General features: G+C 63.4%; 12 protein-coding genes. 8 read left to right on the forward strand and 4 right to left on the reverse strand.

Going from position 1 to position 12,965, the window contains the following annotated elements; all coding sequences use genetic code 11:
- The first annotated feature begins 66 nt into the window (after window positions 1–66).
- Window positions 67–453 carry a DUF3224 domain-containing protein gene (locus ACWBU6_RS27315; protein ID WP_452646465.1) on the forward strand — a complete coding sequence of 129 codons (387 nt, stop codon included), beginning with the start codon at window positions 67–69 and terminating at the stop codon, window positions 451–453.
- A gap of 438 nt (window positions 454–891) precedes the next feature.
- Entirely contained in the window at window positions 892–1,296 is a 405-nt protein-coding gene (locus ACWBU6_RS27320; RefSeq protein WP_452646466.1) for a hypothetical protein, read from the forward strand.
- A 104-nt stretch (window positions 1,297–1,400) separates the two neighbouring features.
- Here ACWBU6_RS27320 and ACWBU6_RS27325 read toward each other — a convergent pair whose 3' ends face one another.
- From ACWBU6_RS27325 to ACWBU6_RS27335, 3 genes are read right to left on the reverse strand one after another with little or no spacing between them, the layout of a single operon-like run.
- A complete protein-coding gene (locus ACWBU6_RS27325) occupies window positions 1,401–3,995 on the reverse strand; it encodes an EAL domain-containing protein (RefSeq protein ID WP_452646467.1) in 2,595 nt (864 codons plus the stop codon).
- Window positions 3,992–6,019, reverse strand: a complete 2,028-nt coding sequence (locus ACWBU6_RS27330; RefSeq protein WP_452646468.1) for an ATP-binding protein — start codon at window positions 6,017–6,019, stop codon at window positions 3,992–3,994. Before ACWBU6_RS27330 ends, ACWBU6_RS27325 begins: the two co-directional genes overlap by 4 nt.
- A complete protein-coding gene (locus tag ACWBU6_RS27335; RefSeq protein ID WP_452646469.1) occupies window positions 6,016–6,531 on the reverse strand; it encodes a YfiR family protein in 516 nt (171 codons plus the stop codon). Before ACWBU6_RS27335 ends, ACWBU6_RS27330 begins: the two co-directional genes overlap by 4 nt.
- A 253-nt stretch (window positions 6,532–6,784) precedes the next feature.
- Between ACWBU6_RS27335 and ACWBU6_RS27340 the strand changes: the two genes are divergently transcribed.
- Entirely contained in the window at window positions 6,785–7,267 is a 483-nt protein-coding gene (locus ACWBU6_RS27340) for a CinA family protein (RefSeq protein WP_452646470.1), read from the forward strand.
- Here ACWBU6_RS27340 and ACWBU6_RS27345 read toward each other — a convergent pair.
- Complete coding sequence (locus ACWBU6_RS27345; protein WP_452646471.1) at window positions 7,264–9,231, reverse strand: 3'-5' exonuclease; 1,968 nt, start codon at window positions 9,229–9,231, stop codon at window positions 7,264–7,266. The genes ACWBU6_RS27340 and ACWBU6_RS27345 overlap by 4 nt on opposite strands.
- 19 nt (window positions 9,232–9,250) lie before the next feature.
- Between ACWBU6_RS27345 and ACWBU6_RS27350 the strand changes: the two genes are divergently transcribed.
- The 5 genes from ACWBU6_RS27350 to ACWBU6_RS27370 all read left to right on the forward strand — a co-directional run bounded on the left by ACWBU6_RS27350 (window position 9,251) and on the right by ACWBU6_RS27370 (window position 12,770).
- Window positions 9,251–10,153 (forward strand): metallophosphoesterase family protein, encoded by a 903-nt coding sequence (locus ACWBU6_RS27350; protein WP_452646472.1) that lies wholly within the window; start codon window positions 9,251–9,253, stop codon window positions 10,151–10,153.
- 14 nt (window positions 10,154–10,167) lie between these two features.
- On the forward strand, window positions 10,168–10,896 hold the full coding sequence (locus ACWBU6_RS27355; protein WP_452646473.1) for a hypothetical protein: 729 nt from the start codon (window positions 10,168–10,170) through the stop codon (window positions 10,894–10,896).
- Window positions 10,896–11,318 (forward strand): hypothetical protein, encoded by a 423-nt coding sequence (locus tag ACWBU6_RS27360; RefSeq protein ID WP_452646474.1) that lies wholly within the window; start codon window positions 10,896–10,898, stop codon window positions 11,316–11,318. The genes ACWBU6_RS27355 and ACWBU6_RS27360 overlap by 1 nt, the downstream gene beginning before the upstream one ends.
- A 115-nt stretch (window positions 11,319–11,433) precedes the next feature.
- Complete coding sequence (locus ACWBU6_RS27365) at window positions 11,434–11,751, forward strand: ArsR/SmtB family transcription factor (RefSeq protein ID WP_452646475.1); 318 nt, start codon at window positions 11,434–11,436, stop codon at window positions 11,749–11,751.
- Entirely contained in the window at window positions 11,748–12,770 is a 1,023-nt protein-coding gene (locus ACWBU6_RS27370) for a cation diffusion facilitator family transporter (protein ID WP_452646476.1), read from the forward strand. The genes ACWBU6_RS27365 and ACWBU6_RS27370 overlap by 4 nt, the downstream gene beginning before the upstream one ends.
- Window positions 12,771–12,965: the final 195 nt, after the last annotated feature.

The following is a 12,965-nucleotide window of genomic DNA, read 5'->3' on the forward strand; positions in this document are numbered from 1 at the left end:
ATGAAAACACTGATCCCTTTACTATTCGCATTTGCCGCCGCTGCGGCCAACGCAGGAGACAAACCCATGCAAATCGAAGGCAGTTTCGACGTCAAACTCACGCCACAGCCGCCGGCCGAAGGCCAAACCTGGGGCCGGCAATCGATCGCCAAGACTTTCCACGGCGCGCTCGAGGGCAGCAGCCGCGGCGAAATGCTGGCCGCCGGCACCGCAGTCAAAGGCTCCGCCGGCTACGTTGCGATGGAACAGGTCACGGCCACGCTGGAAGGACGCAAAGGTACTTTCTTCCTGCAGCATTTCGGCTTGATGGACAAGGGCGCGCCCACGCTGAAGGTGAGCGTGATTCCCGACTCCGCGACCGGGGAACTGACGGGCCTGCAAGGCACGATGACCATCGACATCAGCGGCGGCCAGCACCGCTACACCTTCACCTACAGCCTGCCGCCGCGCTGACCTGCCTCAATGCCGCCGCAGCCCACGCCGCTTATGCTCATTCAAGCGGCGCAGTGGGGGCGGCGATGGCAGATCTTTCCGAGGAAGAAGCACTAGCATTGGTCGCCGTGCGCGGCCATTGCGACGATCTAGATACTTGGAAACTTGATCCCGACAATGAAGGAACTTGAGGAATCGCAGCGGGCGTACAAGACGAACTGAGTATCAGGGGCAATCAATTCATCCATCCACATGTGACTCAATCGCCGATACCGGGCTACGGGATCCGCTTCCTTTTCACTCTCTTTCGTAAGACAAAGGTTGAGAAAGAGCGCATCTATCAGCCCGACCTCCGTTTCGGTAGCCGAAAGAAAAAAGTTTCACACTTATGCTCACATGAACATATCTATCTAGCCCCAATGTCTCCAAGTCCGTTTTCTGAGCTGAAGGAGAAAAGACATGCTCGCAGACATCATTGAATCAATTACGGGGTTCAGGTGCGAGGCAACGGATGAGACCGGTGAATGTGTAGAAGTCTTTACCCCAAGGCCGTTTGTCGACGATCCCGAGGTCTTTCTGTTCATTCAGAATGTTGGCAAGCAACTTTTGCTGTCCGACGGTGCGGAAGTCTACTTTTATCATGGGCACTGCAAGGAGGCATTGAACGAGTTGGCATTGATCGTGCGCGGTGCAGGCCTCGAGTTCACGAATGCCACGGTCAAATTGTACTGCGATCTGGATGGCCTGGGACCGGCCGTTGAAAAGTTCCTATCCGTGATCTCGGCACTCGCCGCTCATGAGTGCGACTTCAACCGGATGTGGGCGCAGAGCGGGCCAGACCTGAACGCACTGGCTGCGAAATGATGTCATGAAGTGGTCACAAGCGCAGACTATTATCCTGCCTGTCTCCACATTCATACCACTCTCTCCCATGAATGTTTTCAGCCGCCCCACGGGGCGGCATTTTTTTACCCTGTGAGCGCGGTGTGGTCTTCGCCCGGTTCACCGGCGCGGCGGCCGCTGCCATGCATCAGCCAGTAATGGTGGAAGGCCAGGCGGATGTTGTCGCGCAGCTGGGTATCGTCCCACGGCTTGGTGTAGAAGCGGTAGATGGCGCCGCGGTTGATCGAATCGAGCACCGCTTCCAGCCCGGTGTAGCCGGAGAGGATGATGCGGATCGTGTCCGGGTACATTTCCTTCACCTTGGCCAGGAACTCGGTACCGCTCAGGATTGGCATGCGCTGGTCGCACACGATCACCTGTACCGGGTATAGCGCCAGCAGGTCGAAGCCTTCGGCCGGCGACACGGCCGTCAGGATGCGGTAGCCGTCGCGGCGGAACAGGCGGTGCAGCGAGGACAGCACGTTGACGTCGTCATCCACCAGCAGCAGGGTTTGCGGCGGTTCGGCCGCCACGTTCGGGTCGGGCGGGAGACTCTTGCCTGATTCGGCCAACGCGCCCATCTCCGGCGCAGCCAGTGGGCGGCTGAAGAAGTAGCCCTGGATTTCATCGCAGCGGTTGCGCCGCAGGTATTCAAGCTGCGGCCGCGTTTCCACGCCCTCCGCAATCACGCGCAGCTTGAGGCTGTGCGCCATGCTGATGATGGCCAGCGCAATGGCCGCGTCGTTGGGATTGGTGGTGATGTCGCGCACGAAGGCGATATCGATCTTCAGCTTGTCGATCGGGAAGCGCTGCAAATAGGCCAGCGAAGAATACCCGGTGCCGAAATCGTCGATCGCCACCTTGATGCCAAGTTCCTTCAGCGCGGTGAGTACCTGGATGGTGCGCTCGGCATTCGACATCAGGGCCGTTTCGGTCAGTTCCAGTTCCAGCAATTCGGGCGGCACCTTGTGCCGTTCCAGCGCCTGCCTGACATCGCTCTCCAGGTCGCCCTCGACGAACTGCCGGCTGGCCACGTTGACCGCCACATGCACGCCGCCCACGGGCGTGCGCAGCCACGTCGCAATCTGGCGGCAGGCGGCGTCGATGATCCAGCTGCCGACGCGCACGATCAGGCCGGTATCTTCCAGCACGCTGACGAATTCGGCCGGATAGACCAGGCCATATCCCGGCCGGTTCCAGCGCAGCAGCGCTTCCGCCCCGCTGATGCGGCCCGTGGTCAGGTTGACCTTGGGCTGGAAATGCAGTTCCAGCTCGTTGTTGTCCAGCGCGCGGCGCAAGGCCATTTCCAGGTCGAGCCGCGCCAGCACCTGCACGTTCATGCCGGCGGTGAAGAAGCGGTAGCCGTCGCCGCCGGCTTCCTTGGCGCGCTCCATGGCGGTGTTGGCGTACTTGACCAGCGTTTCGGGATCGTTGGCGTCGTCCGGGTACATGGCGATGCCGATGGAAGCAGTCAGCGTGGCCTGGTGATCATCCAGCTCGAACGGCGAACGCAGGGCTTCGCGCACTTCATTGGCCACCAGCACGGCATCCTGCTGGTCGCGCGTCATGGTCAGGATCAGCGCGAACTCGTCGCCGCCGAGGCGGCCCACCGTATCGCGCAGGCGCACGCACTGCACCAGCCGGTTGCTGAATTCATGCAGCAGCTGGTCGCCCATGGCCGCGCCCATCGAGTCGTTGACCTTGCGGAAGCGGTCCAGGCCGATGAACAGCACCACGATGCGCCATTCCTTGTCCTGCGCCAGTTCGATCGATTCGCCCAGGGTCTGGAAGAACAGGGTGCGGTTGGGCAGGCCGGTCAGGCGGTCGTAATGCGCCATATGGCGCAGGCGTTCTTCTGCCAGGCGCCGTTCAGTGATGTCGCGCGCCACGCAGATCAGGGTGTGGTGGGCCGACTCGCCTTCGCTTTGCAGCAGCCAGTAGACTTCCACCGGCACCGCAGCGCCGTCATTGCGCAGCAGTTCGATTTCCATCAGCTCCGGCGCACGGTGCGGGGCCGCCAGCGCCTGGCCGGCGCGTTCCGCCTGCGCCGACAGGGTCTCACGGCTGCCCAGCCCCAGGCGCACCGGCTCCAGCGACAGCAGTTGCAGTCGCGGGTGGCCCAGCATGCGGCAGGCGCCTTCGTTGACGTCCACCAGCGACAGGCTGTTGGTGTCGATCAGGAAGATGGCGTCGGCCGTGGCGTCCATGGCGCTGCGAAAGCGCTGCAGGTCGGCGGTGCGGGCACGCACGGTCTGTTCCAGCACTTCGTTGTAGTCGCGCGCCTGCTGGTGCAGCAGCCGCACTTCCAGCATGTTGTTGATGCGCGTTAGCACTTCGACCGGATCGAAGGGCTTGCTGACGAAATCGCGCGCGCCGGCATCGAGTGCCGGCAGCTTCTGGTCCGGCTGCGCCGTCACCACCAGCACCGGCAGGTATTCGGGCTCCAGCGGCTTCAGCGCCTCCATCACGTCGAAGCCGCTCATGCCCGGCATGTGCAGGTCGAGGATGATCAGGTCGTAGCGGTGCTCTTCGTGCCAGGGCGCCACCACGCGCGGATCGGTGGTGGAACTGACGTTCACATAGCCGCTGGTCTGCAGCAGGTATTCCAGCAACTGCACATTGACCGGCTGGTCGTCCACAATCAGGACTTTGGCGTTCAGGATATCGTCGCGGTTGATCACTTGGACGTACTCCCTTCCTCCTCCCTGCGAGCCAGGAAGGCCATGGTGCTGTTGATCGCTTCCGTGAACTCGTCGATGTTGATCGGCTTGATCAGGTAGCGGAAGAAGCCTGCCGCCAGGCCCTTTTCAACGTCGCGTGGCATGGCATTGGCGGTCAGGGCGATGACGGGGATATGCGCGGTGCGTGGATCGGTGGCCAGCAGCTTGACGGCGTCGATGCCGTTCAGGCCCGGCAGGTTGATATCCATCAGGATGATGTCCGGCTGGTGGGCGCGCGCCAGTTCGATGCCAAGGTGGCCGTCCGGCGCCGAAATCAGTTTCAGGTCGGGGCGGAAGCTGATGATTTCCTCCACCAGTTTGAGGTTGGCCGGGTTGTCTTCCACATACAGGACGGTGGCAGGCTCGCCTTCCGCGTGGCGATGCGGATGCGCCGGACGCTCGGCACTGGCGTCGATGCGCGACGGCGTCGGCTCGGTCGACTCCAGCTCGATCCAGAACATGCTGCCCACGCCCTGGCTGCTGGTGACGCCGATAGTGCCGCCCATCAGCTCTACCAGGCGCTTGGTCACCACCAGGCCGATGCCGGTGCCCTCCTCCGCCCCGCTCTCCTGGCCCAGGCGGTTGAAAGGCTGGAACAGCTGCTTGACCTGTTCCGGCCTGAGGCCCATGCCGGTGTCCTGCACCGAAACGCGCACCAGGTTAGGCCCGCTCGGGCTGCAATCGACCACCACGGCGCCGCCATCGCGGTTGTACTTGATGGCGTTGGACAGCAGGTTAAGCAGGATCTGCTTGAGGCGGGTGCGGTCGGCTGTCACGTTGGATGCGCAGCCGTCGGGGAACAGCAGGCGGATGCCGCGCGCGCTCGCCAGCGGCGCCACCATGCTCTCGCACTCCTGCAGTATTTCGTTGAGCGCGACCGGCTCCAGCGACAGCGCCACGGCGCCCGATTCGATCTTGGCCAGGTCGAGGATTTCATTGATCAGGGTCAGCAGGTGGCGGCCGGACTTCAGGATATGGTTGGCGAACTCGCGCTTCTGCACCAGCGTGGAGGGCAGCTTTTCCGAGGTCAGGATCTGTGCGAACCCCAGGATGGCGTTCAGCGGCGTGCGCAATTCGTGGCTCATGGAGGAGAGGAAAGCCGACTTGGCCTGGTTGGCGCTCTTAGCCTCCTGCATTGCCATGGCCAGCTCGCTGTTGGCCTGCTCGAGCTGCAAGGTGCGCTCATGCACGCGCAGCTCCAGTTCTTCGTTCAGGCGCATGACTTCCTGCTGCGCCTTGCTGCGCTGCTCCGCCTCGCGCGCGATTTCACTGTTGGAGTTTTCCAGCTCGCGCGTGCGGCTTTCGATTTCGCTCAGCATCTTGTTGAAGGAGTCGGCCAGCTCGGCCACTTCGTCGTTGCTGGTGCCAGGCGCACGGCGCGAATAGTCGCCGGTTGCCACCACCTCGCGCGCCACGTCGGCAATCGCCAGCACCGGCTGGGTGACCACCTTGTTCAGGGGCCGCATCAGCAGGTAGGCAATGCCCATCGCCAGGAAGGTGGCGATGATGGCGATCAGCAGGTAGTCGCCGAAGCGGTCCAGGATTTCGTAGTCCGCCTGCAGGTAGACGGTGCCCAGCAGCTCGCCGTTATCGCGGATGCGGCGGAACAGCATCATCTTGCCGTCCTCGAAAGCCACGCCCTCGGCCTGCGGCGCGGCCGGAACGCTGATATCCACTCCTGGCGCTATGTAGGTAGCGAACAACTGGCCCCGCGCATTGTAGATGGCGCCGGCGTTGACCTTCGGCCGCAGGCGCAGCAGCGCCAGGTTTTCCTTGGCCAGGCGCGGATCGTCGAAGGTCAGTGCCGGCGCGCTCATATGCCCCAGCAGCTCGGCCTGGGTCGTCATGTCCGAGCCCAGGGAATAGTGGTAAGCGCGCAAGTCATATGCAATGATGGTGCCGAGCGACACCAGCAGGGCCGCCAGCGTGACCAGCATGACCACGCCCAGCAGCTTTTGCGGCAAGGAGCGGCGGCGCGCCTTCATCCCGCCACCTGCTGCACGCGCAATGCGGCCGACAGCATGCGCGCACTGATTTTCAGGCGCGCCGCGGCAGCATGTTTCAGCGAGACTTCAAAGCGCAACCGCTCATTGGCGATGACGAAATTGATCATGCTGCCCATGCCGAAGGTCTCGTCGCCATCGGTCACGGTCAGCACCGGCTGGCCGCGGCTGGCGGCCAGCAGTTCCTGCGCCAGCGCCTTGTCCTGTGCCGGGATAAACAGTATGTGGAGGCCGGCCAGGCTGTCGCCGCGCCTGATGCGCCTGACTTGCAGCGGGCGGCCATTCGCCGTGTGGCCCGCCACCGTATGTTCCAGCTGCTCGGCCAGCGGGTCGGCGCCGGCCACACCGATCACGATAGGCGCATCGGGACGGATGAAGCTGCCTTCAGGCCATTCAACGAAGCCGGCAAACTTGTAAAGGTAGGCCGCCTTGACCTGGCGCTCCAGGCTGGAGCCGGACTGGGCATGGGCGAACAGGGGCCACAGCGCTAGCAAAAGCAGCACCACCCAGTAACCGGGACATCTTCCTTGGAGAGTCCTCACCGCCGTGCCTCGCGAACAGGGGATTGGGGGCATTCTATCGCTGAGTACCCGGCAGCGGCGCAATTATTGGTTTATCGCACCACAAAAGCCTTCCCAGGCTTGCAAGTTAGTTGTGACGCCACATTATTGCGCTGCAGCGTGGCCAAGCGGCACAGCAGCGCGCTAGAATGGGTTCAAACGCTTTTGTTTGCTAAAGGAGCCACACGTGAGTACAGACATCAACGAACTGGCCGCCCAAGTGGGTAAGGCCCTGCAAGACAAAGGCTTGCTGTTGGCAACCGCGGAATCCTGCACCGGTGGCGGCATCTCGACGGCGATCACGGAAATTGCCGGCTCCACCGGCTGGTTCGATTGCGGCTTCGTTTGCTACTCGAACGCTTCCAAGACCGAGATGCTGGAAGTGCCGGCCGCCATGATGGCGCAATTCGGTTCCGTCAGCGAAGAAGTCGCTGCCGCCATGGCGCAGGGCGCACTCGGCTCCAGCAACGCCCATGTGGCGGTATCGGTCACCGGGATTGCCGGCCCTACCGGCGCAGTGCCGGGCAAGCCAGTGGGAACGGTGTGTTTTGGCTGGGCCACTGCCGATACCGTGCACACCGAACGCCTGGTGTTCTCCGGCGACCGCCAGGCGGTGCGCGCGCAGACCATCGAGCATTCGCTGAAAGGCCTGCTGCGCTTCATTAATTAATTGAGCAGCCGGCTGCGGCGCTCCGCCGCGGCCGGCTCGAACAGGGTCAGGCCGGCAATGGCGCGGCTGATCGCCACATACAGGTAGCGCCGTTCCTCTGCGTATTCATCCCCATTGCGGGTGGCGCGCGGGAACTGGCCTTCTTCCAAGTACGGCAGCAGCACCTGCTGCCATTCCCTACCCTTTGCCGACTGCACGGTTGCCAGCGCCAGCGCCTTGCTCGCGCCACCACGCGCCGCGGGCTTGCCGCGCGTTGCCACCTGGCGCCGGCGCAGTTCGTCGAGGAAGGCCGGCGCTTTCGCATCGCCCTGGCGCTGGGCGAAGTCCATGAAGGCGCGTAACGTGCGCAGCACGGAATCGGCATGGGCGCGCTTGACGAAGGTACGGCGGGTGGCGGCCGGCAGGTCGAGTCCCGTGCTGGCCAGCTCCAGCAATTGCGCAGCGCTGTCCGTTGCGGCGCGCGCCTTCATTTGCGCCAGCACATCGGCCAGGCGCTGCTTCCAGCGCCGGGTGGCGCCGCTGTCGTAGTGCTGCTCGGCGCACAACAGGCCGCTGAACATGAATTCCAGGGTTTCCGGGTCGCGCACTACCGCGTCTTTCTGTTGCTGGTAGGCGTCGCCGGAGCCGTACATGGCGTGACTGGATTCGTAGTCGCGGCGGTCGCCGGAAACGGCGAAATAGGTTTGCAGGCCGTCGACCATCAGTTCGCAGCTTTCCTTATCCGCCTTCAGGGTGCTGTAGTCGCCGCTGGCCACGTGCAGCAGCGCGCGCAGGGCCATGATCTCCGGGCGCTTCAGGTAGGATGCGAAGCCGTCGCAGTTGTAGGGCAGGCCGGCGTCCAGCAGGGCGTTTTCGATCTCCACGCTCTGGTCGACTTCGCGCAGGATGATGGCCAGGCCGGGGCCGAGCGCCAGCTCCTTCGCTTTGGCAACCACGGCGCGGGCACAGGCCTGCGGATCGGCGTGGTCATATTCGAGGTGGCGCACTTCGGAGTAGGTGTCCGGATGCGATTCGAAGCCGCATTTCGGCAGCGCGCGTTCCAGCAGCTTCTTCAGCGACACGCCGCAGCGGCGCGACTGCGACAGCGGCAGGCGTTCCGCATCCGGGAAGGCCAGCTCGAAGCCGCCGCCCGAGAAGCGCGGGTCGGCGCCGCGTTCGGCATTGATCACCTGATGGCGGTCGCCCACCACCACCAGCCTTGCATTGCGGCGGAAGAGTTGCAGCAGCTCGAATTCGGCGGCATTCACGTCGTGCCATTCGTCGACCAGCAGCAGGTCGGCCCGGGGCATGTCGTGCACCGCTTCCGGGAAGCGGCGCAGGATGGAAACCAGGTCGGTCGCGTAATCGACCGGCGCCTGCCACAGGATGTGGCCGGCCTGGGGTTGGCGGCGGCGCTCGAATTCATGGAAGATCTCCACGATCTCGCGGTCTTCCAGCTGGAATTCGTTGCACAGTTCATCGAAGGTGAAATCGTCGAACACTTCATCCTCGAAGCGCAGCGTGGCCAGGGTAGCCTTCATCTGCGCCAGCAGCTGCAGCATCATTTCCACGCGCTGGGTGCTGCGCTCGAAATCGAAATCGAACTCCGTGTAGCGGCCTTCATGGCGCTGCCAGACGGTATTGGCGGCCGCCACCAGCATGGGGCGCATCTGCTCCAGGCTGGACCAGCGCTCCGGCAGGTCGAGCCAGTTGCCATGCTCGGCGATGCGGGTGAGCTGCGAGCGCGCCAGCGCTTCCACCGTCAGCACCTGCACCTTGCGCTCCGGGCACTCCAGCGCCAGCTTTTCGTAAAAGCGCTGGCGCGCGCCCTCCGAAAAGCACAGGCCCAGCACGACGCCCGGTTCCTGTGCCGCCAGCATGGACAGCGTGGTAGTCTTGCCTGTCCCGGCGCGCGCCTCGATCATCAGGGTCTGGGCGCGGGATTTCAGGATCGCTTCCTGCTCGCTGGATGGTGAAACTCGCATGCCTGTTCAAATGAAGCCAATGAAAACACGCATTCTACCTTGGCTGGCCGTCGCAGCCGCCCTCTGCACCCCGGCCGCCGGGCATGCGGCACGGCCGCTGACGGTGTACGCCGCCGGCGACATCGCCGACTGCCGCTACAACCGCGCCGCCGACTCCGGCGCAGCAGGCACCGCCGCCCTGATTGCCAAAGGCGACCCGGAGGCGCTGATCCTCACGCTCGGCGACCATACCTACCCGAATGGCGCCCCAGCCGAATTCAGCGATTGCTACGCCCCCACCTGGGGCCAGTTCAAATCCCGCACCCGCCCCACGCCCGGCAACCACGAATACACCAGCGGCAAGGCGACCGGCTATTTCGAATACTTCGGCGAACTGGCCGGCCCTGCCGACCGGGGCTATTACAGTTTCGACAAGGGCGGCTGGCACTTCATCTCCCTGAACAGCGACTTGAGAGCGGCCGAACACCAGCGCCAGCTCCTGTGGCTCAAAGACGACCTGGCCGCCAGCAAGGCGCGCTGTACCCTCGCCTACTGGCACGCGCCCATGTATAGTTCTGGCGGGCACACCCCGAGCAAAAAGATGCAGGACATCTGGCGCGCGCTGCACGCGGCCGGCGTCGAACTGGTGCTGTCCGGGCATGATCACGACTACGAGCGCCTGGCGCCGATGGATGCGGACGGGCAGCCCGACGCGGCGCGCGGTGTGCGCCAGTTCGTGGTCGGCACCGGCGGCGCCATGCTCACGCCCTTCTTCTGGCTGAACGACCAGAGCGAAGCGCGCTCCAACTGGCGCACCGGTGTGCTGAAACTGGTATTGAAGGAAAACAGCTACGAATGGGAGTTCCTGCCGGTCCAACCGAAGACGGCGCCGGAACGCCCGCAGCAGGAGGCCCGTGACAGCGGCACGGCCAACTGCCACTGATAACAGGAGCATCAATGCAAAACACGGTTCACTTCGTCCTGCAGGGCAAGGGCGGCATCGGCAAGACCTATGTATCGACCATCCTCGCGCAATGGCTGAAGGCCAAAAGCGAGGCCCCGCTGCGCTGCTACGATACCGACCAGGAGAACACCACCTTCTCGCGCTACAAGGCGCTGGATGTGAAGCATGTGCCGGTGATGACCGAATCGCGCACCATCGACCCCAAGCGTTTCGACGCGCTGATGATCGACATCCTGGAAGAAGACGGCAACTGCGTGGTCGACAATGGCGCCAACACCTTCTCGCCGCTGATGGCCTACCTGATAGAGAACGACTGTTTCAACCTGCTGGAAGAATCGGGCCGCAAGGTGTACATCCACACCATCGTAGGCGGCGGCGACACGCTGCACGATACGGCGATGGGCTTCGTGACGACGGCCAAATCGACCCAGGTGCCGCTGGTGCTGTGGGAGAACGAGCATTTCGGGCTGCTGCAATCGGCCTCCGGCAAATCCTTCCTCGAATCGCAGACCTACGCCGACAACTCGCAGCGCGTGCGCGGCCGCATCGTCCTGAGCGCGCGCAACGCCGATACCTTCGGCGCCGACGTGAAAAAGATGAACACCGGCCGCCTGACGGTGGACGAGGTGAAGGCCAGCGACAAGTTCAATGTGATGGAAAAGCAGCGTATCAAGGTCGTCTTTCGCGACCTGTTCGAACAACTCGACCTGGTGAACTGGTAATGGCCCTCGATCCGCAGAAACTGCGCCTGCACGTATTCGAAAAGACCGGCATCAAGGTAGATGTCGACGACCCGATCTTTGCCCTGGTGGCGCTGAATGAAGCGGTGCTGGACGAAGCGGTCGAACGCCAGCTGGCAAAGCTTGGAAGCGCGCAGCCGCCCGCTGCCGCCCCCGGCGCCGCCTACGTCCCCCCGCCCGGCGCCCGCCCCATCCCCACCTCACACGAGCCATTCTCGCGCCGCGAATTGCGCTTATTGGGCGCCGCCGCCGGCGTAGCGGTGCTGACCGCAGCCCTGGTACTGATCGGCCAGGCCATCTTCAGCAAACCGGCCGGCATCCCGCCCGCCAAGCTCGAGCGCGCCCTGCAAACCCTGGACGCCAAAGCCCGCGCCACCGTCGAAGCCGAACTCGCCAAACCTTAAAAATGTCCACCTTGGGGTCAGGAACGAAAGTGGACAAATTTTGTCCACTTTCGTTCCTGACCCCAAGGTGGACATTTTTCGTGCTAACATGTGAATACCTATTCATTTGTTTGCTATGGCCATCTATTCTGATAACGATGCTTCCGTCGCGGAGCTGGCGGACCTGTTCCATTTGCTGGGGGATGCGACCCGGCTGCGCATCGTGCTCGCCTGCCTGGAGCAGCCGATCGCGGTCAGCGATATTGCCGGCTCGCTGCAACTGAGCTCGTCGCTGGTCAGCCACCACCTGCGCCTGCTGCGCGCGGCGCGTATCGTCAAGTCCGAGCGCCAGGGCAAGCAAGTCTTCTATTCCACCGCCGATGCCCATATCAGCGGTGTCCTGCGCGATATGCTGGAGCACATCGCCGAACCATCCAACGGTAACGATCAATGAGCGCCCATCACCATCACGGACATGGCCACGACCACGGCCATCATCACCACCATCACGGCGAAGTGGGCCACGGCCGCGCCTTCGCCATCGCAATTGCGCTCAACGCGGCCTTTGTCGCGATCGAGTTCTTCTACGGTTTCCTGGCCAACTCCACCGCGCTGATGGCCGATGCCGGGCATAACCTGTCGGATGTCCTGAGCCTGATCCTGGCCTGGGGCGCCGCCATCCTGGCCAAGCGCGAGCCAAGCGGCCGCTATACCTATGGCCTGCGCAGCAGCTCCATCCTGGCGGCGCTGTTCAACGGCATGCTGCTGATGGCGGCGACCGGCGCCATCGCCTGGGGCGCCATCCAGCGCCTGCTGGAGCCGACGCCGGTGGCGGGGCTGACCGTGTCCGTGGTGGCCGGCATCGGCATCGCGGTCAACGGCATCTCGGCCTGGCTGTTCATGAAGGGCAGCAAGGATGACCTGAATATCCGCGGCGCCTACCTGCACCTGGCGGCCGATGCTGCCATCTCGCTCGGCGTGCTGATCGCCGGCCTGGTGGTCATGTACACGGGCTGGGCATGGATCGACCCGGCGGTCTCGCTGGTGATCGTGGTGCTGATCATGAAGAGCACCTGGTCGCTGCTGCGCGAGGCGCTGGATATGACCCTGGGCGCGGTGCCCGGCAATGTGGATGCCGGCCAAGTGGAGAAATTCCTGCTGGCCAGCCCTGGGGTGAGCGGCGTGCACGACCTGCATATCTGGTCGATGAGCACCACCGATGTGGCGTTAACTTGCCATCTTGTCATGCCTGGCGGTTATCCGGGCGATACTGCCATCGACCAGATCGCGCGCCAGTTGAAGGAACAGTTCGGCATCCACCACACGACCCTGCAAACCGAGCAGGGCACCACGCAGCATGAATGCTGCCTGCAGGGCCAGGCCCATGCGCACGAGGAGAAGCACGATCACGACCACGATCACGACGATCACTGCGGTCACGATCATGGCCACCACCATGGCCATGCCCATTGAGCACACGCGCCAGAGCAAACCAAAGAGTCAGACAAAGCCCCCTCGCCGCCGTCCAAACATCGGGACGACAAAATTGCCTGTTAGCATCATTGAGATGTTGACAGGCTTATAAATCAAGTACTTACCGGTCTCCGGCCCGCCAGATCAAGGCGGGCACACAGCTTGCTGTTGAGCCAGGACCCCGCCAGACGCGCG

The sequence above is a fragment of the Pseudoduganella sp. HUAS MS19 genome, assembly GCF_053615455.1.